General features: G+C 40.2%; 20 protein-coding genes. 1 reads left to right on the top strand and 19 read right to left on the bottom strand.

The genetic code is table 11. The features are described from left to right. Window positions 1-119: 119 nt before the first annotated feature. From MKY27_RS05710 to MKY27_RS05670, 9 genes are all read right to left on the bottom strand, one after another. On the bottom strand, window positions 120-1895 hold the full coding sequence (locus MKY27_RS05710) for an ATP-binding protein (RefSeq protein ID WP_339198438.1): 1776 nt from the start codon (window positions 1893-1895) through the stop codon (window positions 120-122). Further along, window positions 1888-2604 (bottom strand): response regulator transcription factor, encoded by a 717-nt coding sequence (locus MKY27_RS05705; protein ID WP_339198436.1) that lies wholly within the window; start codon window positions 2602-2604, stop codon window positions 1888-1890. Before MKY27_RS05705 ends, MKY27_RS05710 begins: the two co-directional genes overlap by 8 nt. Before the next feature lie 188 nt (window positions 2605-2792). Next, window positions 2793-3977, bottom strand: coding sequence for a c-type cytochrome biogenesis protein CcsB (gene ccsB, locus MKY27_RS05700; RefSeq protein WP_339198435.1), 1185 nt, complete (start codon window positions 3975-3977; stop codon window positions 2793-2795). Continuing rightward, window positions 3974-5632, bottom strand: coding sequence for a cytochrome c biogenesis protein ResB (locus tag MKY27_RS05695; protein WP_339198433.1), 1659 nt, complete (start codon window positions 5630-5632; stop codon window positions 3974-3976). Before MKY27_RS05695 ends, ccsB begins: the two co-directional genes overlap by 4 nt. 13 nt (window positions 5633-5645) lie before the next feature. Then, on the bottom strand, window positions 5646-6179 hold the full coding sequence (resA, locus tag MKY27_RS05690; protein WP_339198431.1) for a thiol-disulfide oxidoreductase ResA: 534 nt from the start codon (window positions 6177-6179) through the stop codon (window positions 5646-5648). A 106-nt stretch (window positions 6180-6285) separates the two neighbouring features. Beyond that, window positions 6286-7029, bottom strand: coding sequence for a pseudouridine synthase (locus MKY27_RS05685; protein ID WP_339175795.1), 744 nt, complete (start codon window positions 7027-7029; stop codon window positions 6286-6288). 357 nt (window positions 7030-7386) lie between these two features. After that, window positions 7387-8364: a D-alanyl-D-alanine carboxypeptidase family protein gene (locus MKY27_RS05680; RefSeq protein WP_339175794.1), complete on the bottom strand. Its 978-nt coding sequence runs from the start codon at window positions 8362-8364 to the stop codon at window positions 7387-7389. Window positions 8365-8376: 12 nt separating this feature from the next. Next, complete coding sequence (gene scpB, locus MKY27_RS05675) at window positions 8377-8964, bottom strand: SMC-Scp complex subunit ScpB (protein ID WP_339198429.1); 588 nt, start codon at window positions 8962-8964, stop codon at window positions 8377-8379. Then, complete coding sequence (locus MKY27_RS05670; RefSeq protein WP_339175792.1) at window positions 8933-9715, bottom strand: segregation/condensation protein A; 783 nt, start codon at window positions 9713-9715, stop codon at window positions 8933-8935. The genes scpB and MKY27_RS05670 overlap by 32 nt, the downstream gene beginning before the upstream one ends. A gap of 148 nt (window positions 9716-9863) precedes the next feature. Here MKY27_RS05670 and MKY27_RS05665 point away from each other — a divergent pair, with 148 nt between their 5' ends. Then, a complete protein-coding gene (locus tag MKY27_RS05665) occupies window positions 9864-10364 on the top strand; it encodes a DUF309 domain-containing protein (protein ID WP_339198427.1) in 501 nt (166 codons plus the stop codon). A 1-nt stretch (window position 10365) separates the two neighbouring features. On the opposite strand, the gene MKY27_RS05660 is transcribed toward MKY27_RS05665, so the two are convergent. The 10 genes from MKY27_RS05660 to xerD all read right to left on the bottom strand — a co-directional run bounded on the left by MKY27_RS05660 (window position 10366) and on the right by xerD (window position 21113). Beyond that, window positions 10366-10725 (bottom strand): GNAT family N-acetyltransferase, encoded by a 360-nt coding sequence (locus MKY27_RS05660; protein ID WP_339175788.1) that lies wholly within the window; start codon window positions 10723-10725, stop codon window positions 10366-10368. Between the two features lie 194 nt (window positions 10726-10919). Continuing rightward, window positions 10920-12239: a diaminopimelate decarboxylase gene (lysA, locus tag MKY27_RS05655; RefSeq protein WP_339175786.1), complete on the bottom strand. Its 1320-nt coding sequence runs from the start codon at window positions 12237-12239 to the stop codon at window positions 10920-10922. Window positions 12240-12341: 102 nt separating this feature from the next. Next, window positions 12342-13787, bottom strand: coding sequence for a spore germination protein (locus tag MKY27_RS05650; RefSeq protein ID WP_339198424.1), 1446 nt, complete (start codon window positions 13785-13787; stop codon window positions 12342-12344). Window positions 13788-13847: 60 nt separating this feature from the next. Beyond that, window positions 13848-14615, bottom strand: a complete 768-nt coding sequence (locus MKY27_RS05645) for a SigF/SigG family RNA polymerase sporulation sigma factor (RefSeq protein ID WP_339175783.1) — start codon at window positions 14613-14615, stop codon at window positions 13848-13850. Between the two features lie 12 nt (window positions 14616-14627). After that, complete coding sequence (gene spoIIAB / locus MKY27_RS05640) at window positions 14628-15068, bottom strand: anti-sigma F factor (RefSeq protein WP_079525739.1); 441 nt, start codon at window positions 15066-15068, stop codon at window positions 14628-14630. Further along, entirely contained in the window at window positions 15053-15415 is a 363-nt protein-coding gene (gene spoIIAA / locus MKY27_RS05635; RefSeq protein ID WP_008408083.1) for an anti-sigma F factor antagonist, read from the bottom strand. The genes spoIIAB and spoIIAA overlap by 16 nt, the downstream gene beginning before the upstream one ends. 231 nt (window positions 15416-15646) lie before the next feature. Continuing rightward, a complete protein-coding gene (sulP, locus tag MKY27_RS05630) occupies window positions 15647-17419 on the bottom strand; it encodes a sulfate permease (RefSeq protein WP_339198422.1) in 1773 nt (590 codons plus the stop codon). Between the two features lie 152 nt (window positions 17420-17571). After that, window positions 17572-18876 (bottom strand): pyrimidine-nucleoside phosphorylase, encoded by a 1305-nt coding sequence (locus tag MKY27_RS05625; protein ID WP_339175778.1) that lies wholly within the window; start codon window positions 18874-18876, stop codon window positions 17572-17574. A gap of 14 nt (window positions 18877-18890) precedes the next feature. Beyond that, the gene (gene deoB / locus MKY27_RS05620) at window positions 18891-20069 is read right to left on the bottom strand and encodes a phosphopentomutase (protein ID WP_339198421.1); all 1179 of its coding nucleotides are present in this window, start codon (window positions 20067-20069) and stop codon (window positions 18891-18893) included. A gap of 141 nt (window positions 20070-20210) precedes the next feature. Beyond that, entirely contained in the window at window positions 20211-21113 is a 903-nt protein-coding gene (gene xerD / locus MKY27_RS05615; protein ID WP_339198419.1) for a site-specific tyrosine recombinase XerD, read from the bottom strand. Window positions 21114-21195 lie beyond the last annotated feature (82 nt).

Below are 21195 nucleotides of genomic sequence, written 5' to 3'. Positions count from 1 at the left end.
TTACAACTAATCATCCGCTTCCAAAAGATCTAGTCAGTTAAAAAGAAAAGTTTATCACTTTGAACAATTCAAAATGATAAACTTTTTAAGACTAACATAATTCCATTACCCTATTTTTATCAAGGTAATGGCAAGTAAAATGTAAAGGTTGTTCCTTGCTGTTCCACGCTATCAACCGATATTCTGCCGTTATGCGCTTCCACAATGTTTTTTGTAATGGCCAAACCTAAGCCAGTTCCGCCTTTTGAACGTGTACGCGCTTTATCCGCTTTGTAGAATCGTTCGAATACATACGGTAAATCATCTTGCGGAATGCCCTGCCCCGTATCCTTGATTTGAATTTTAGCGTAGTTTTGCTCATTTTCTATCGAAACGGTTACGGATCCATCTGCAGGTGTATGGCGAATCGCATTGTCAATCAAGTTCGTTAACACTTGCTCGATACGGTCCTCATCAATCGAAATAAGCGTTTCGTCCGAAAAGTTCGTTTCAATATGCAGCTGCACATGTTTTTCTTTCGCTGTCTGGTCAAACTTATGAGTCATGCGTTCAATAACCGCCACTAATGGAACGTCTTCCTTATACAAGCTCATATGCCCAGATTCCATCCGCGCCAGGTCAAGTAAATCTGTTACGAGGCGACTCATACGCTGTGATTCATCGTATATGACCCTGATCATATCAGTCCGTTCTTCTTCTGTTGTCACAACTCCATCAATAATCGCTTCAGAATAGCCTTGAAGCATTGCAATTGGTGTCCGGAGCTCATGTGAAACATTGGCGATAAAATCTGATTTCAGCTTTTCCAATTTCGTTTCTTCGGTTTTATCACGAATAACAGCGACTGCACCACGAATTGTATCCCTGCTGTACAGGGGACTAATTGTAATACTGTAATAGGATTTGCCCATTTCTAACTCTTCATCCAGCTGATCTTCAAAGTTCAATACATGATCAAGCATATGATAAAGTTCATCCGGTATCGGCTTTGAGCTATCCAATCCCTTTTCGACGAACCATTTTTGAAGTAGTCGCTCTGCAGGCGGATTGCTCACTAAAATCGTTTTATCACGATTAAATGTAATAACGGAATCAGTCATCGATGTTAAAATACTCGATAATTGTTCCTTTTCCTGATTGATTACTTCTAAATGATGCTTCAATTGGCGGCCCATCTGGTTGAACGCAACGGCAAGCTGACCGATTTCATCATTTTGCTTCGTTTCAATTTTCGAATCGAAACGCCCCTTCGCCAATTCAAATGCATGCTCTCTCATTTTACGCAATGGAAGCGTTATTTTAGAAGAAAGGAAAAAGGCGAAAATTGTCGTCAATATAAATGCAATAGCCGCAGCTAAAACTACAATTTTCGTCGTTTCATTACTAGTCTGGTGTAATGCATCTGGATTTTTATATATAAAAACAGCCCCATGTAAATCTTCAACACTTTTCAGCGGGAAACCTAATACTATATAATCGGAATTTTTCGCTTCTTCCCGATTTGAAGGCAGCGTCAGTTCCTTTACAGTTGGCTCTGATGATTCATAGACTTCTTCAAATGCTTTACTGCTTATGATTTTTTGCTGTATTTCTTCTTTATTGATGCCTTCTTGTCTTGCATACAATATTTCATCTGAACTTTTGGCGATAAGTACGTTTGTCGTTTCCGTTAACAACTCTGAAATGATCGCAAACTGTTTATCATCGATTTCTTCCTCATCGATAATGCTCGCGATGGCTGCAGCTGTTTGTCTTAATGATGCCTCTGACTGCTCATTATGATAGTTTTCAAGAAATTCCAACATGAATATGGTGAAAATAAACAGGACAAATGAAACGAGAAGCAAAATGGTTACCCATAGCTTCCCGACAATACTTGTTGCTATTCTAATCATTTACAACCTCGAATTTATAGCCTACTCCCCAAACCGTAACAATCATTTTCGCAGCATTTTCAGAGACACGGTTCAGCTTTTCACGCAGGCGCTTTACATGTGTATCCACTGTGCGCAAGTCACCAAAGAAATCATAGTGCCAAACTTCTTTTAATAATTGCTCACGGTCGAATACTTTATCAGGTGACTTCGCCAAAAAGTATAATAGTTCGTATTCTTTCGGTGTTAAATTTACTTCCGTTCCATCTGCTGTTACACGATGTGCATCATGGTCGATTGTTAAATGCGGGAACACGACTAAATCTTTCGATGATGAAGCATTTGAAACAGGTGCAAACACTGCTGAACGTCGCAATATTGCTTTCACACGCAGCACGACTTCACGCGGACTAAAAGGTTTCACAATATAATCATCCGCACCAAGCTCAAATCCTTGTACACGGTTTGCTTCTTCACCTTTTGCCGTCAACAATATAATAGGCGTTGTTTTCTTTTCACGCAGTTCAGCACAAACTTCCAAACCATCTTTTTCAGGCATCATAATATCCAACAAAATACAATGATAATCTTTTTCAAGCGCCATCGAAAGTGCTTGTTCTCCATTTTCCGCTTCTTCTACTGTATAGCCCTCACGCTCTAAATACATTTTTAACAAACGACGAATTCGATCCTCGTCGTCCACAATTAACACAGAAATATTTTCAGACACTGGTGTTGCCCCTTTCAAAACTCTATTTCTCTTCTCTATTGTACCTTTTTAGTGATCGATTGAAAAGAAAAGCCCAATCAATCCGATTGAACTTTTCTAACTTTATGACAGTTTATTAATTATTTTGCATAGAATTGGAAACGATTAAATTGCTTTAACAATAGGATGAAAAGCAATATTTTGTCACATTATGCATAAGAGTGTAATCCTGCGATAACTAGATTAACAACGACTAAATTGAATAGAATAATAAGGAAACCAATTACCGTAAGCCAGGCACTCTTCCTTCCTTCCCAGCCTTTTGATAGGCGCAAGTGCAAAAATGCCGCATAAAACAGGAATGTAATAAGTGCCCACACTTCTTTCGGATCCCAGCCCCAAAATCGTCCCCATGCTTCCTGTGCCCATATCATTGCAAAAATAAGCGCGCCTAATGTAAAAATCGGAAAAGCAATTAAAATCGAACGGTAGGCAATTTCATCCATTAGCGTCGAGTTCACCCGTTTCACTAACGGCTGGAACATTTTCGCTATCTTTCTTCTAAAGATCAGTCGAATGAGTATATAAATCATTGTACCGAATAGAACAGACCAAAAAACAGTTGTTAGTTTCCGTGCATCGATCAATGCCGGTAATTCAAATAACGGTGTCATACGGTCTTCTGACAGTTCTTTATATTCATTCATACCAAAAATAGCTGGCATTAAATATGTCGCAGTACTGACCTGATCCAATGTATCAACGTACTCATACTTCGCTTCATAGTCCATGGCGTTAAATGTAACCGTTGCTGCAACGAAACCTACAACTAGTACACAGCAGAACATGACTGTTTCCAGCCAGAAACTTTCTTTTGAACGTTCGTCCATATTCACATTTCCCAACAAGTAAATAAGTCCGGCTACCGCACTAATCCCAAAAATCGATTGTCCCAGCGCTGCAGTCGTAACATGGATCGTCAGCCAATGACTTTGCAGTGACGGGACTAAAGGACTTACCTCTGTCGGGAACATAGAGGCATAGGCAATAATCAATAATGCAATCGGTAAAGCAACTACACCTAAAGCCGCAACTTTATACGTAAAGTAAATAACGATAAATGATAGTACGATGAACATACCGAATGCTGTCGTAAATTCAAACATATTACTAACAGGTGCATGTCCTGTATACATCCAACGTGTTATGAAATAACCTAACTGTGCAACAAAACCGATAATTGTAACAACAAGGGCGATTTTACCGTACTTATCTGCCCGTGCTGCTGCCGTGTCATTTTTCACTTTAATTGCACCTGCAAATAAAAATGTACCAACTAAGTAACTAATGAATGCAGCATACAGTAAATAACCGCTTAAATCGATTAAACTCATAAGGTTTTACCATCCTTTTCTGTTTCAACATGTTCATTGTTTTCTATTTCCTGTTGATCTACGTATTGTGGTAAATGAGCATGCTTCGTTAATGCATCTAAATCCTTTTTCATACTAAACCAGTTTTTATTCGTATGTGCTGCCAAGCGTATTGTTCCATCTGCCAACTGTTCAATCCAAATACGGCGATGATTCCAATAGGAACCGATTGCAACACCAATCATAAAGATAATCCCCCCTACGATTAAAATAGGGATCGTCCGGTCATAACGGATCGTTAGACCCGACATATGACGAGTTTCCACATTTGAAAACTTCATTTTATAAATATTGTCACCTTCAGGCTCCAATGTTTGCTGGATCGCGACAAAGCTTGTCTCCCCTTCCGGTGTTTCTGGGGTGATCATTTTAAAAATAAATGCCGGATTATTCGGTGTTTGGGTCGCAGTTTGCGGTACACCTTCTTTAAAACCTGAAAAGTCCGGATAAAAGCCCATTAATTCGACCTGCGCCCCATTTTCGAGTGTATATACTTCCTGCGGGTTCGTTAAATCAATGCTTAATTGGCCAAGCGATTCTTCTGTTTCTTTATTGATTAAATCAAAAACCATTGCTTTAATTTCATTTAAACGGAAATCCATCTGATAAAATGCATAGCCCTCATGCTTGAGCGGATGGTTTACCTGAATTCCGTATTGCTTCACTTCTTCCAGGTTTTCCGCCTGTCCCGGCACACTGTTTTCCTGCTGTTTATACAATGTCACGTCTGTCTGGAAATTTTTCGCGACTACATTGACCCCTTGTTTAATCTGCTCGCCTTGCGGAACATTGTCGTAAGTTTCCAAAATAAATTTGTCATTCTTCAGGAAGTACCCGTCCATACCGGGTACGGCACGTGTCTCGCCTTCACGAAGCCACATCGATTCGTCCACATACATGCCCGGTACTAAATGGAGCATGACCCCAATTAAAAAGACAATTAATCCTACATGGTTCACGTAGGCACCATAGCGCGAAAAACGCCCTCGTTCCGCTAAAATGGCATCATCTTCTCGTCGGACATTGTAGTTTAATTTTTTTAAAGATTGTTCAACGAGCTGAAGCGTTTGTTCCGGCGTTTCAGTTGGTTTCCCCTCACCAATAATTCGCTGACGCTTCATAAAGTTTGTATGTCGTTTAACTCGTTGATTTTTTAAAGATTTATGTAATGGAATACCTCTATCTATACTTGCAATAATAATGGACACACCTAACATTAATACAAGTAATTGGAACCATAAGGATGAATAAAGATCCGATAAACCTAACGCGTAGTATATTTCACCGAACCATCCATAAACATCTGAATAGTACTTTTCCTTTTCCGCGTCAGTCGCTACGCTTATGTAGAACTCCTGAGGCAGGATTGTACCAATTGATGCTGCTATTAAATTGATAATAATAAGCGTAATTCCGACTTTCACACTCGAGAAAAAATTCCAAATCTTGTCAATAATTGACTTATTATAAGTTTTTGAACGTATGGCTGTCCCTTCGTACCGCATATCTGCAATTTTTTTACTTTTTTCCTCTGCGGATAATGGAGAACCGCATTTTTGGCAGAGTGTTGTACCTTCAGGATTTTCATGCCCGCATTCACAAAGTAGTTTATTCATTGCGTAAAAACTCCTATTCCGGCTTTATTGACTCCATATATTGCACAATTTCTCCTTCGGTCATTTCTCCAGTAATAATACGGTCTATTGTACCGTCGGGTTCAATGAAAATTGATGTAGGCAGGGGTCCAATATTATAGGCAGTGAAAACACTTTTCGTTTTATCGATCGCAACGGGGAACGTCATCCCCATATTCGCCACATATTTTTTCACTTCGAATTCAGACTGTGCGAAGTTAACGGCAATAATTTGAACATCCTGGTCCTTAAATTCCGCATATTGACGCGTCATTGCAGGGAATTCTCGCTCACACGGCTCACACCATGTACCCCAGAAATTCAGTACGACGCCCTTTCCCTCGTAGTCTTTCAATCTATGTTTTTCTCCGTGCAAATCTACTACTTCAAAATCAGGCGCCTGTGCCCCGGCTTGTACAATATTTATTTTATCTTTCGTTACGGCTGCATAAACTGTATATCCAATTGCGATTGCTAAAATGGTTAAAATGATGCCGCGCGTCACAGAACGTTGTTTCTTTTTTTCCAAATAAAAAACCCCCTTCCACTTCAGCAACTACTGTTGCCTATTATAGCAAATTATTACAAAATTTAAATTCTTTTATTTAAGAATGATTGATGAATCTCTTAAACTGTTAATTGTTATAATCAATTTTTCCTGTTTCAGCTAAGACACGTAATAGTTTTACTTCATGTTTTGTCAGCTGACGGTATTCGCCCGGGCTAAGTCCTGTTAAATCTAAAAATGCAAAGCGCTCGCGCTTTAATTTCACAACAGGTGTACCGATTGCTTCAAACATACGACGGACTTGACGATTTCGCCCTTCATGAATGGTAATCTCACAAATAGCTTTCCCAGCTTTCTCATCAAAACTTGTCATACTTACTTTTGCCGGAGCCGTTTTTCCGTCTTCCAGCTTAATGCCGCTTTGAAGTTTCATTAAACCTTGTTTAGTCGGAATTCCTTTTACACGCGCAATATATGTTTTGTCGATTTTGAATTTCGGATGTGTCATCAAGTTCGAAAACTCGCCGTCATTTGTTAATAGCAATAAACCAGTCGTATCATAATCTAAACGCCCTACAGGGAAAATACGCTGATGTACATGCTTTTTAAAAATATCCGTTACTGTTTTTCGACCTTTATCATCCGTAACTGCCGAAATATAGGCACGTGGTTTATATAGTAGGAAATAGACTTTATCTTCTTTTTCCAGTTTTACGCCTTCTACTTCAATCGTATCCGAGTTGGATACTTTTGTACCAAGCTCTTTCACTACGACTCCGTTTACCTTTACTTTACCTTCTACGATTAATTGCTCTGCTTTACGTCTTGATGCAACGCCTGCATAGGCAATCACTTTTTGTAATCTTTCCATAAGTTCACCTCATTGATTGATAAACTGCGAAGACGCATACTTCATCAGCATTCGCCTTTGCACTTTTCGTTTACTGCTCTGTTAATTTTAAATATTATTGCTGTAATCCACAAATACGAGCGAAAATAAATCCTTAACGATTAAAAATTATGTCATACTTTTAGCACTTAATCAATTGCGCCTTGCGTAATTGCATCCGGATACGGCTTTGAAGTCCACAGGATGTAGGACAGTCAGCTGTTGTCGCATGAAGCGACGCTTTTAAGCTGACTACCTTGTTTAGAACTCCTTTTCGAATCCATGACATCCGCCGGGGACTTAACTTCAATCCTGAAGTGAAAGATATTCACTTTTTGATTATTTTACTGTTACAAGCTTTGATGATACGAGCGCTTCATCTGCATATAAAAGCCAAACCCCTCGATCCGAGCCTTTTAGTCGTGAAACTTTAACAATATGTTCAAAGTTCGGTCGTTCTTTCTTATGAAGCAGCATTTGGAACGGTTCATCCAATTCGATGGCCAGTCCGTTCGCATTGTATTTTCCTTTTTTCACAATCGTTTGCTTTTCAAAATTGTTGTCGATGAAATCCGCCAAGTTTCGGTGGATATTCCAGTCATTTCCTTCATTAATAGTAACGACAACAAATGATTTTTGTTCCCGCTCAAAGTATGTTGCCAATGTTCGACCTGCAACTTTTGTATAGCCTGTTTTCCCAGCGATGGCTCCTATCTTCTCATGCATCAGTCGGTGCTTATTTCTCCACTGTCTGCCATCCGAAAAGTTTTGTGTAGAAGCAATTTTTCTGAACTGGGGATTCATCATTGCAATTTGCAGCATTTTCGCCGTGTCATAGGCAGAGGACAGATGGGCTTCATTGTGCAGCCCTGTAGGATTTGTAAAGGTTGTTTCATTCAACTGATAAAGCTCGGCCTTCTCATTCATAAGCTGAACAAAGCCTTCTACAGATCCGCCAACATGTTCCGCAAGCGCAGTAGCAGCATCATTTCCCGATTGCATCATTAAACCATGAAGCAAGTAATCAATCGTATACGTCTCGTTTTCCATTAAATAAATGGATGAACCTTCCACAAGCGAGGCTTCCTTTGAAACGACAACTTCATCGGTAAGCTCACTGTTTTCCAAAACAACCAGGGCCGTCCAGATTTTTGTCAGGCTGGCGATCGGCAGGCGTGCATGTTCATTCACACCCATTAACGTCCGTCCATTTTCCGCATCGATCACAACATAGCTATTGTACGACGCTGCCTGGATTTGTGACGCACCACTCAAAAACACGAACAATACAACAATAGAAACAAACCACTTTTTCAACAGGCCACTCCTTTAATTTTGGTTAAATGTTTCCTGGAACTTCGTTAAAAATAAATCTGTCGGCTGATCATCTTCCTGATCCACTTCTTCCGGTAACGGCGGCAATTCTTTAATATTTTTTAAGCCAAAATAATTCAGGAACTCTTTAGTCGTCCCATATAAGATTGCCCGTCCTGTTCCTTCCGCCCTGCCAACTTCCTGTACAAGTGCCCTTGAAACGAGTGTCGCAATCGGGCGTTCGCTTTTCACCCCTCGCAGATCTTCCACTTCCGCGCGCGTGATCGGCTGCTTATACGCTATAATTGCCAGAACCTCTAATGAAGCTGCGGTTAATACTTGATTTGTCGGGTTTTCGATTAATTTTTTCAGTGTGTCGGTCACTTCCGGTTTTGTCGTTAACTGATATGTACCGGCAATCTGTTTTAATGTAATCCCCCGCATTTCCTCCTCATTGTAATGAGACAGCAGTTCGCTTAATCCCGCTTCAATATCCATTGGTTCTACTTCTATATATTGTGCAAGTTGTTTAACTGTCATACCTTCATCACCTGCTACGAATAATAGTGCCTCAATTCGGCTCAGTAAGTTGTTCGAATTCATCGCCAATTTCCTCCTTTGTCAATAATACGGATAAATCATCGAAGTTATTTTGCTGTTCGACAAAAATCACTTGGCGCTTCATCAATTCCAGTAATGTTAAAAACGTCAATACAAGCATTGGCTTATCCTCTGCTTCAAATAATTGCGAGAACATCACTCTTCCGCCTGCATTTTTTAAAATGTTTACAACGGAACGCATTTGTTCCTTCACTGAAATTTCCTGTCTTGCGATACGCGTTGACAATGGTTTTTTCAATTGTTTACGACGCATTAGTTTTTGAAATGCACTTAACATGTCGTAAACATTTACATTTTGATCAAAAAGCGCCAATTGTTCTTCCGGCATAAATTCCGATAAATCTGCCGGCGCTTTCGTGAATACTTGCCCACGTTCTGTTTCCAATTCCTGAAGCTGGACAGCCGCTTCTTTATACTTTTTATATTCGATTAACCGTGCAACAAGCTCTTCCCGCGGATCGACCTCATCGATTTCGAGCTCTTCAGCATCGATTTCATTTTCATTAATCGGAATGAGCATACGGCTTTTAATCGCCAGTAATGTTGCGGCCATGACTAAATATTCGCTTGCTTCATTCAATTCCAATGTTTGCATCGCATGGATATGATCAATATACTGTTCTGTTAATTCCGCCATTGGAATATCATATATATCAATTTCCAAACGATGAATTAAATGCAATAATAAATCTAGCGGCCCGCTAAAGGCGTCTAGTTTCACTTCGTAAGACATAAAATACCACCTATCGTTAATCGGAAATTATCATTAGCATCTAATTCACGCTATGATTAATTTTACGTTTTGCTAGATACTTTATTCGTCAAAATCCAACAAAATATAGCAGAACCTATCTAATTAGTATAGAGGAAAGGGGACAACAATGCATCCTTTGTTTCATCCACTATTTATCGATTATTGCGCTTATTTTAACGGCAATAATGACTATTTTGAATGCCATGAAGTTTTAGAAGAATATTGGAAGGAAATCGCACCGAAAGAAAAGCTGCATCCTTTAGTAGGCTATGTCCAGCTTGCGACAGGTATGTACCATTGGCGGCGGGGAAACGTTACTGGCGCTGCACGCATTCTGGAAAAAGCGATTGTTAATTTTGAGCTGAACTACGAAAGTGAATTTTTCGAATATATTGATGTGAGACAACTGCTAATCCTGATGAAAAACAAGCTTCGGAAAATACAGGAAAACGAACCATTTTCACAATTTCCGCTTCCTATTACAGACCGGCAGCTGCAAGAATTGGCACTAGAAAGAATAAAGTCGGTTCCTCCAATGGAATCACACTTTATTTTCAATAAACATATGCTGCGGGACCGGTCAGAAATACTGGAAGCAAGAGAATTTAAAAAAAGAAGTCGACAGTAAATTAGTCGACTTCTTTTAATATAGGTATACATTTTTGGACAAATGCATTTGTAACTTCATTCGCTTGAATATGTTCATATCCCATATTCTGCAGCTCCTGTAACATTTCTAATGCGACACCTTCACCGCGATACGACGGGATGACTGTAATATGCTGAACGACTACAGCATCATCTTCTTCTGCAATCCCGATCGCCCCAACATATTCTTCCCCGTTTTTCCATAGGAAAAGTGTCCAATTTTCTTTTTGCTCATATTGTTGAATGGTTTCCATTAAACGTTTAATGTCTTTTTCTTGTGGCATTAACGAAATTAATCCCATTGCAATTTTTTCAAGTGTTTTTTTATATCGAACTAACATTTTACATTCCCTCAATTCTAACATTGCACATCCTATCAAAAGATCGACCGAAATGCAATAACACAATTTTCCAACGTTCAGTTTGAAAATTTGTAAATTAGCGGACTAATAATGTAAATGAACAAGAGCGACCAAATCACAATTCCAATTAATAGACCAAAACCCCATTTAGCTTGCTTTGATAATTTCAACGATTATTCACCCTTTGTCAATGTTAATGGCAGATCATTTACCACTAAATCTTCATAGCTTTCTCGTTTTATCGCTAATTGGTGCTCTCCATTTTCAACGAATACTACTGCCGGTCTTGGAACACGGTTATAGTTTGATGCCATTGAATAACCGTATGCCCCTGTACAGAACATCGCTAAAATATCACCGGTATGTGCATTTTGTAATGACGCATCAATAATTAACTTATCTCCTGATTCACATAGCTTACCTGCAACAGTGTATGTATTTGTTTTTGGATCATTTGCTTTATTGGCAATAATCGCTTCATATTTCGCGTCATAAAGTGCCGGACGTATATTATCGCTCATCCCGCCATCGACCGCAATATATTCACGTACATTTGGTACAGTTTTCTGAGAACCGATCGTGTACAGTGATGTACCTGCATCCCCAACTAAAGAACGGCCTGGCTCAATCCAAATTTCAGGCATCGCTAAATTAAGTTTTTTACTTTCATCCTGCACTGTGCGAATCATATCCGCAACATACTCATGAGGCTCCAAAGGTTTATCCTCTTCTGTATAACGGATTCCGAACCCACCGCCCAGATTCAGTACTTGTGCAACAAAACCGTGCTGTTCTTTCCATGCACCCATTTTTTGCATTACTTTACCCGCTGCCAAACTAAAGCCTTCTGTTTCAAAAATTTGAGAGCCGATGTGGCAATGTAAACCTAATAGTTCGATATGTTCATCATTTACTACTTGTTTAAATGCCTCATCAGCTTGTCCATTATTTAAGTCAAAGCCGAATTTGGAATCCGCTTGACCTGTTGTAATAAAATCATGTGTATGTGCTTCAACACCTGGTGTCACACGTAATAAAATTTTCATTTGCTTATTTTTCTGCTGTGCGATTTCTTTAATTAACGAAATCTCGTAAAAGTTATCGACTACAATACAACCGATTCCTGTTTCAAACGCCAATTCAAGTTCGGCAACCGATTTATTATTGCCATGGAAATGAATGCGGTCTGCCGGGAATCCAGCTTTAATCGCTGTAAAAAGCTCTCCGCCTGACACAACATCCAGCGACAGGTTTTCCTGCGCAGCTAACTGATATGCCGCAACACAGGCGAATGCTTTGGATGCATAGGCAACTTGCGCTTTTACACCTAATTGTTCAAAAGTATCGATAAAGCCGCGTGAACGTTTACGAATTAACGCAGTATCATAAACGAATAACGGTGTCCCGTATTGGTTTGCCAATTCAATTGTATCTACCCCGCCGATTGTTAAATGACCGAGTTCATTAATTTGCTGTGTTCCATATAAATGCATCGTATTCTCCCCTGACTTAGCTAATCCTCGTTAATATTCTCAAAAATCACAAAATATTATATGAGAACTTTAACATAGGTGTCAAAGTGATGCAATTCATGATTATACACGTTTTCTCTTTTTTGCGTTCACGATAAATGGTCTTGGCGAATCTTCCGACATTGGTGTTCGAATCACAACACGAGCGAACGCCTTCGGGAAAAACGGCACAAGCGGCCATAAATACGGCACATTCATCGGTTTTAATGAACATAGATAAGTGAAAATCAGGAACGCTCCAATAAAGAATCCGTTAACTCCAAATAGCGCTGTTGCACCTAATAGAACCAAACGGAATACCTTCACCGAAATACTCAATTCGTAGTTTGGAATCGCAAATGTAAAAATTGCGGTAATCGCAGTATAGAGGACAATTTCACTTGAAAATAGTCCAACATCGATTGCAATTTGCCCGATGATGATACCGGCGATCAATCCCATTGCGGTCGATAATGGTGTCGGTGTATGAATTGCCGCAATCCGCAAATATTCAATCCCGATATCCGCAATCATTATTTGCAGGAATATGGGGATTTCGCCTTTCTCATTTATCCCGATAAATGCTAACTTATCGGGGAGCAATTCCGGATGTGTTACGAGTAAATACCAGAAAGGAAGTAAAAGAAAACTTAAAGTAACCGCTCCAAAACGAAGGAACCGCATCATTGTCCCGACCAGCGGCGCCTGCCGATATTCTTCCGCATGCTGCAGCAAATGGAACATGGTAACAGGGACAAGCATGACAGAAGGCGATGTATCAACCATTATCGCAATATGCCCCTCTAAAATATGGGCGGCTACAATATCAGGCCGCTCCGTATAACGGACAAACGGCAAAGGATGATATTTTTGCTTAAACAGCCATTCCTCCAACGATTTGTCACTCATCGTTAATCCATCATGATCAATTTGCTGAAGCCGTTCACGGATCCATTCTAAATGACGTTCGTTTACCAGATCATCCAAATACGAAAGTACGATATCTGTCTGGCCATAGGTCGTTACGTGGTGCATATGGAATCGCAGCTTTTCACTTCGAATCCTGCGACGAACCAACGCAGTATTCAAAATAATATTTTCGGCAAAACCATCTCTCGAGCCACGGATAACTTTTTCATTATCCGGTTCTTCCGGATTACGTCCCGGATAATTACGGAACTCCGTCAAATAGCAGTAACCGCTTTTCGTAATAAACCCTACTCGCCCACTTAATACTCCAATCATAAATTCATCTATCGATTTCGGTAGATCGACCCCGAAGAAGTTGAAGTGGGCGTGAAAGTAATCCTCTTCATCCAGTATTTCTTCTTCCTCATTGTCCCTCTGTAAATCAGACAATATTTCCGTTAAACTGTCTCCATTGATGAGACCACTAACATATACCGTTAAAGTCGGTAAGTTTTTTATTGTAATTTCTTTAATACATAAATCAAAGTTTTTCTCTGGTTCAAATTTTGAATTTAAGAAGCCTTCTGCAATTTTCAGTGATGTAAAAAGCTGATTTGTCATTTTTTCACCGCTTATTCATATTTAGTCTAAAACACCATGGAGTAATTGCGGTCACTTAACCTATCTGCTTAATGTAGACTGATCCATCCATGATTTCAATTGGGCTAGTATTTTCTTTTCCAATCGTGATACTTGTACTTGTGAAATACCGAGTCTGTCGGCAATTTCCGTTTGGGTTAAGTCCAGATAATAGCGGAAATATATGATCGATTGTTCCCGTTTCCCAAGTCTTTTCAACATGTCTTTCAATGGAACATAGTCAAATGCAAGCTCAGATTTATCATCGCGCATCTGATCCATTAATGTAATGGAATCTCCATCATTTTCAAAAAGCTGATCATGCAAACTTGCCGGATCACGCATCGCGTCCGTTGCGAGTAAAATATCTTCTTGTGAAACTTGGAGTATTTCAGCAAGCTGTGCAACAGACGGTGGTTTTTCATTCGTTTTCAAATAATCATCAGTCGCATGACGAATTTTGTAATTCAATTCCCGGATAGAACGACTTACCTTTACCATACCGTCATCTCTTAAAAAACGTTGAATCTCCCCAATAATCATCGGCACTGCATATGTGGAAAATTTTACATCATAGGACAAGTCGAATTTATCAACAGATTTCATTAAGCCAATACAGCCAATTTGAAACAAATCTTCCAGTTCAACACCCCTAGATGCAAAGCGTTGAACGATAGACCAAACAAGTCTAGTATTTCCTTCAATCATCGTTTTTCTCGCAACTTGATCGCCTTGTTGTGATTTTGCGATTAGTTCACGCATATAAGCTTGCGTTAATAACGTTTCAGATGACTGCTCGATGTTCCCCATCCCCTTATTTCGTTATGTCACGAGTGTCCCTATTGGCAAAATTTGTTTTGTGAATGTTACGACTGTGCCTTTTCCTAGTACGGATTCCACTTGCAGGAAATCCGAAAAACTTTCCATGATTGTAAAGCCCATTCCGGAACGTTCAAGCTCCGGTTTCGTTGTGAATAATGGCTCACGTGCCTGTTCAATATCTTCAATTCCGCAACCTTCATCTTTAATCGTCACACTTACTTCCGAGCCGTAACGAACCGCATAAACCGTAATAATGCCATGCGGATTATCGGCATAACCATGGATAATGGCATTCGATACAGCTTCCGATACGATTGTTTTACATTCCGATAGCTCTTCAATTGTCGGATCGAGTTGCGCCATAAAGCTTGTAACGGCAATACGAGCCAACCCTTCATTTTCACTGCGCGCCAAAAAAGTTAGCGTCATTTCGTTATCCATTGACAATCCCCCTCGCTGTGTGAAATAACTTGCTGTTCAGATGCAAATTGTATGAGATTTCCTAAACCGGAATACTGGAATATTTTCTGCATCGTTTTTGATGGATTTAACAAAATTGTTTGTCCATCGACAGCTCGGAGTTCTCGCATTCTGCCAAGCACTAACCCAATTCCGGAACTGTCCATAAAATGCAAATGCTCTAAATTCCAAACGAGTAGTTTTACATTTCCTTGTAAAATAGCTTTCGATATATGTGTTCTCACTTTTTCTGTCTCATGATGATCCAGTTCGCCAAATAGTTGGACAATCAATACATCATTTGGATACATCGTTAAATTAAAGTTCACCTACATCGCCTCCTTCTTGCATGCAAATTCGGCAAGTTCAGAAATAATCCTATCTGGCTGACAAAACTAGTGTTCATTCGTTAAAAGTAGTGCTCCTGCGACAACTAAAATCAGTATAGGTAGCTGGGTCTATTTTTAATCATTGCTAAAATGAAAAAAGAGACCGAACAGAAAGTATTACTTTTCCATTCAGTCTCTTATTCTTTGTTCTTTTTCTATAATTTATACATGTTATATTGTTGCTTCGGATAATTTGTTTTGTGCCTGCACTTCCTGCTCTGATAGTGGAATGCCAATAGACAGCAATCGGCATTCTTTAAACGCATAGTGGGTGCAGCCGACACATTTACTTAACTCGATATACTGGCATGCCGCTGAAATCGCGTCACTTGTCGTATTATAAAAATGCTCCCCCTCCATCAAATCATACAACCCGCTTCGTCTAAGCATTTGTTCCAATCCCGGCTGAACATTCGTTACAAAAACTTTTCCGCCATATGACTTAATCGTTTGAAGGATATTGCGGAAATATTCTTCCCCTGTCGAATCGATATACGGCACTTTCCGCATGCGCAGGATGAATACTTTCGGTCGTTCCTGTATCGTATTCAGCAAAGTCTGTTCAAACTTTTCGGCAGCGCCAAAAAATAGAGGACCTTCGATCGTATAAATACTGATTTGTGGACAATCATGAAAATCCGATACAATTTGGGACTGCAACTTACCGTTCCCTTTTTCCAAATTCGGCAGTACTTTGGAAACAGTCAGGCTATCGCTCATACTTTTTGCAAATAGGATTACCGCTAAAATGAGTCCGACCATCACGGCAACCGTTAAGCTCATAAATACGGTCAATAAAAATGTAATGCATAGAACAAGCGAATCCCCGGATTTCAATTTGAGTATGTGCAGAAAATGATGGCGTTCGCTCATATTCCATGCGACCATCATGAGTACAGGAGCTAAACTTGCAAGTGGGATATGTACCGCGAATGGTGCGAGTAATAAGAGTGTGAATAAAACGAAGAACCCATGGATTACCCCTGATAGTGGTGAAACAGCACCGGATTTAATATTTGTAGCCGTTCGTGCAATCGCCCCTGTTGCAGGTATTCCTCCAAAAAACGGTGTCACAATATTGGCGACCCCTTGCCCGATCAGTTCCCGGTTACTGTTATGCTTGCTGTTTGTCATACCATCTGCTACAACTGCCGATAACAATGATTCAATCCCGCCTAGCATTGCAATGACAAATGCCGGTCCGATTAGCATGAAAACACGCTCTAATGTAATTTCAGGAATATGGAATTCCGGCATTGTATTCGGTATTGCACCATATGTGGAGCCGATAGTTGCAACATGGCCCTGTAAAAAAAGTACCGTCACAACGGAAGAAACTATAATTCCGATCAGCGCACCCGGCACTTTCGGTAAAACTTTCGGTGCGATTAGGATTAACGCGAAACTAATCACGGCAACGAGTAAACTATAAAAATTAACGGTTCCGATATTGGAAGTAATTTCAAGAACATTCATATGAAACTTCTCATGCTGCTCCATATTGGTTAACCCTAAAAAATTTCCGATTTGTCCGGTAAAAATAATAACGGCAATCCCTGCAGTAAAGCCGACAGTTACCGGCCTCGGGATAAATTTGATCAGTGATCCCAGCCTGAAAATTCCCATCAGCAACAGCATAATTCCCGCCATTAATCCTGCAATGAGCAAGTTTTCATACCCGTATACGAGCACAACCCCAAGTAAAATCGGAACAAATGCACCTGTCGGACCGCCGATTTGGAACTTCGACCCCCCCAGTAAGGAGATTAATATTCCTGCAATAATCGCTGTGTAAATCCCGTATTCCGGTTTGACACCGGAAGCAATGGCAAAACTCATCGCTAACGGTACAGCAATAATCCCGACAATCGTCCCAGATAACAAATCCTTTTTGAAATGGGCAAACGAATAACCTTCAAACCTTCCAGACCACTTAACTTTCATAGTATCCCTTCTTCTTATAAATATTCATAAAACAGAATTTTTATTACTTAAAGCAGCAATATACTTCTAATTTTATCATATTTGTAAAATATTTAAAGCACAAAAAAATCTTCCGCAATCCATTCGGACTGCGAAAGATTCTTATTTTTTTGTTATTGTGTAATAATTGCTTCGATTAATTTTGGTGCTTCGACTTTTTCTGCAGAAATGTATACATGTGCATAAATTTTTTCCAATACTGCGTCGACATTTTCTGTATTGGCATGGATTGTCATAAGCGATTCGCCTTTTTCGACTTGATCGCCCACCTTTTTATGAAGGACAAGCCCAACCGCTAAATCAATTTCAGATTCCTTTGTTGCACGGCCAGCGCCAAGAAGCATTGCAGCCGTTCCAATATCATCCGCTTCGATTTTTGAAACATAGCCAGCTTCTTTTGCCGGTACATCGAATTTGAATTTTGCCTGAGGTAAACGGGATGGATCGTCCACTACTGAAGCATCTCCGCCTTGTGCGGCGATGAATTTTTTCAGTACTTCCAATGCTGCACCGTTAGCTACAACTTCCTCCAGCATTTTTCGAGCTTCTTCGATTGTTTCTGCTTTTCCGCCAACAACAACCATTTGAGAACCTAATGTATAGCAAAGTTCATTTAAGTCAGCTGGCCCTTTACCTTTTAATGTATCGATCGCTTCCTGGACTTCAAGAGCGTTCCCGATTGCATAGCCTAAAGGCTGACTCATATCCGAAATGATCGCCATTGTTTTGCGGCCGACATTATTACCGATTTTCACCATAGCTTCAGCCAGTTTAACTGAATCTTCAACGGTTTTCATAAATGCGCCGTCACCTGTTTTAACATCAAGAACAATTGCATCTGCACCTGCAGCGATTTTCTTCGACATAATTGAACCGGCAATCAGCGGAATGCTTGAAACCGTTCCCGTAACATCACGCAGCGCATACAGCTTTTTATCCGCCGGTGTTAAGTTACCTGATTGACCGATAACCGCCATACCGATTTCATTAACTTGTTTTGAAAACTCTTCACTTGTTAATTCAACATGGAATCCTTCAATCGCTTCAAGCTTGTCAATCGTACCGCCTGTATGACCTAAACCACGGCCACTCATTTTTGCTACCGGAACACCGACAGCAGCTACCATTGCAGCTAATGGCAATGTCGTTGTATCGCCAACTCCGCCAGTTGAGTGCTTGTCTACTTTAATACCGGCAATTGCAGATAGATCAATCTGATCACCTGACTCAACCATTGCCATTGTTAAATCCGCGCGTTCGCGATCTGTCATATCCTGAAAGTAAATGGCCATACATAATGCACTTGCCTGATAATCAGGAATCGTACCATCTGTATATCCTTCTACAAAGAAACGAATTTCAGCTGTTGTCAATTCTTCGCCGTTACGTTTTTTTTCAATAATGTCTACCATTCTCATATGGAAAATCCCCCTTATTTCAGCTCTGATAAAAAGCTTTTGCCAAATTGCGGTGCTGCAATATTAAAATTATCTGCAATTGTTGCTGCAATATCCGCAAATGTCTCACGTAACTGCAGTTCTGATCCTGCAGTAAAGCGTGGTGAGTAGACAATCAACGGTACATATTCACGTGTATGGTCTGTACCAGGGAATGTCGGATCGTTCCCGTGGTCTGCCGTAATTATGAGCAGATCATCTTCTGATAACGCTTCCATAACTTCCGGTAAACGTCGGTCGAATTCTTCCAATGCCTGACCATAACCAATCGGATCACGTCGGTGTCCAAAGTTCGCATCAAAGTCCACTAAGTTCAGGAAGCTGATACCATGGAAATCACGACGAACAACTTCCGCCATTTTGTCCATGCCATCTGTGTTGTTTTTTGTACGAATCGCTTCTGTTACCCCGTCACCATTAAAGATGTCCGAAATTTTGCCGATCGCAATGACATCAAGATTCGAATCCTTCATTTCAGCCATTGTCGTGCGTCCAAATGGTGTCAATGCATAGTCATGACGGTTTGATGTACGTGTAAAATTACCTGGTTCGCCAACGAACGGACGGGCAATAACACGGCCTACTAAAAATTCTGCATCCAATGTCAATTCACGTGCAATTTCACAAATTTTATAAAGTTCTTCTACTGGAATTACTTCTTCATGTGCTGCAATCTGCATAACCGGGTCTGCCGATGTATACACAATAATGGCACCTGTTTCCATATGTTCCGGACCATAATCGTCAATGACAGCGGTTCCACTGTAAGGTAAATTACAAAGAACTTTGCGGCCAGTTGCTTCCTCCAACTTGGAAATCAGTTCTGCAGGAAAGCCGTCCGGGTATACTTTAAACGGAGTATCGATATTCAGCCCCATGATCTCCCAGTGCCCTGTCATTGTATCTTTACCAACAGATGCTTCTTGCATCATGCCGTAAAATGCAGCAGGGTTTTCAGTTTTATTAATGCCTTTAAGTTCACGAATATTCGATAAACCTAACTTCTCCATATTCGGCATATTTAAGCCATTCATTTTTTCTGCGATATGTCCTAATGTATTTGAGCCAGCATCGCCAAATTTATCGGCATCCGGTGCTTCACCGATACCAACAGAATCCATTACAATTACATGTACTTTCTTAAACGGTTGCATAATGCTTTCAACTCCCCTTCTTCCATTCTATTTTACATAAAACGTCTAAACAAAGTAAAGGTCAGACATCCGATTTCACAAGATTTATTTTTAAAAGATAAAAGCCAAGCTCCCCATTAGTGTTACGCGATTAGGCCATTTTTAAGCACGAGGATGGAATTGTTTATATACTTCCGATAAACGGGTTTTACTTACATGTGTATAAATTTGGGTCGTTGATATATCCGCATGGCCTAACAGCTCCTGCACTGCGCGCAAATCGGCACCATTTTCAATGAGATGTGTCGCAAAGGAATGGCGCAGCACATGCGGTGTAATTTCTTTGGAAATGCCAGCTGCTGCCGCATGCTCCTTGATGATTTTCCAGCAGCCTTGTCTCGTGAATCTTTTCCCTCTCTGCGTAATGAAAAACGCATCATTTTTCGGTGCAGTACCTAAAAGCTGTGGTCTTGCCTCTTCCAAATACTTTACACAGGCCGAAATCGCACTGCGCCCAAGCGGGATAATCCGTTCTTTTCCGCCTTTACCAAATACACGGACGAAGCCCATTGTCATATGCACATCCTCCAAGTTCAGTTCAATCAGCTCGCTTATACGCATACCGGAACCGTACATCATTTCCAAAATGGCAATATCCCGCGTGCCCTGAGGTTTTTCTTCGGATGGTGCAGTCAAAAGTGCATCAATTTCTTCTATTGATAATACTTTTGGTAATGACAGTTCTTTTTTCGGCATTTCCAAATGAACGGTAGGATCCTGATTCGTCACCTTTTCCCTCAATAAAAACTGATGAAAGGAACGGATTGATGAAATTTGTCTCGAGATCGTCTTCGATGATTTTCCTACTGACCGTAAGCTGTCCAAATAAAGCAAAATATGTTCGCGCATAACGCTATCAAATTCCATGATTCGCTGTTCATGATGAATGTGACGGGCATATGCGACTAAATCACGCTTATAGGATTGTAATGTATTATCAGATAGCTGACGTTCGACTTTAATAAAATGTAGATAATCTTCTATTGAATCTTTTAAAGCTTGCATATAAATCGCCCCTCTTGCATTCTATACATTTATATTACCATTTTCGTACAATTGAAGTGACGTTTTATCCTTCATTCATTCG

It is taken from the genome of Solibacillus sp. FSL R5-0449, from assembly GCF_037975215.1.
Classification (GTDB): domain Bacteria; phylum Bacillota; class Bacilli; order Bacillales_A; family Planococcaceae; genus Solibacillus.
Note: the sequence above shows the minus strand (reverse complement) of the source record. Positions and strands in the feature narration are given on the sequence as shown.

Bases quoted from the DNA above. Each gene is read 5' to 3' on its own strand.
- MKY27_RS05710 (WP_339198438.1), bottom strand. From the start codon at position 1,895: ATGATTAGAATAGCAACAAGTATTGTCGGGAAGCTATGGGTAACCATT.
- ccsB (WP_339198435.1), bottom strand. From the start codon at position 3,977: ATGAGTTTAATCGATTTAAGCGGTTATTTACTGTATGCTGCATTCATT.
- MKY27_RS05695 (WP_339198433.1), bottom strand. From the start codon at position 5,632: ATGAATAAACTACTTTGTGAATGCGGGCATGAAAATCCTGAAGGTACA.
- MKY27_RS05685 (WP_339175795.1), bottom strand. From the start codon at position 7,029: ATGGAAAGATTACAAAAAGTGATTGCCTATGCAGGCGTTGCATCAAGA.
- scpB (WP_339198429.1), bottom strand. From the start codon at position 8,964: ATGAATTCGAACAACTTACTGAGCCGAATTGAGGCACTATTATTCGTA.
- MKY27_RS05670 (WP_339175792.1), bottom strand. From the start codon at position 9,715: ATGTCTTACGAAGTGAAACTAGACGCCTTTAGCGGGCCGCTAGATTTA.
- MKY27_RS05665 (WP_339198427.1), top strand. From the start codon at position 9,864: ATGCATCCTTTGTTTCATCCACTATTTATCGATTATTGCGCTTATTTT.
- MKY27_RS05660 (WP_339175788.1), bottom strand. From the start codon at position 10,725: ATGTTAGTTCGATATAAAAAAACACTTGAAAAAATTGCAATGGGATTA.
- lysA (WP_339175786.1), bottom strand. From the start codon at position 12,239: ATGCATTTATATGGAACACAGCAAATTAATGAACTCGGTCATTTAACA.
- MKY27_RS05650 (WP_339198424.1), bottom strand. From the start codon at position 13,787: ATGACAAATCAGCTTTTTACATCACTGAAAATTGCAGAAGGCTTCTTA.
- MKY27_RS05645 (WP_339175783.1), bottom strand. From the start codon at position 14,615: ATGGGGAACATCGAGCAGTCATCTGAAACGTTATTAACGCAAGCTTAT.
- spoIIAB (WP_079525739.1), bottom strand. From the start codon at position 15,068: ATGGATAACGAAATGACGCTAACTTTTTTGGCGCGCAGTGAAAATGAA.
- sulP (WP_339198422.1), bottom strand. From the start codon at position 17,419: ATGAAAGTTAAGTGGTCTGGAAGGTTTGAAGGTTATTCGTTTGCCCAT.
- MKY27_RS05625 (WP_339175778.1), bottom strand. From the start codon at position 18,876: ATGAGAATGGTAGACATTATTGAAAAAAAACGTAACGGCGAAGAATTG.
- deoB (WP_339198421.1), bottom strand. From the start codon at position 20,069: ATGCAACCGTTTAAGAAAGTACATGTAATTGTAATGGATTCTGTTGGT.
- xerD (WP_339198419.1), bottom strand. From the start codon at position 21,113: ATGCAAGCTTTAAAAGATTCAATAGAAGATTATCTACATTTTATTAAA.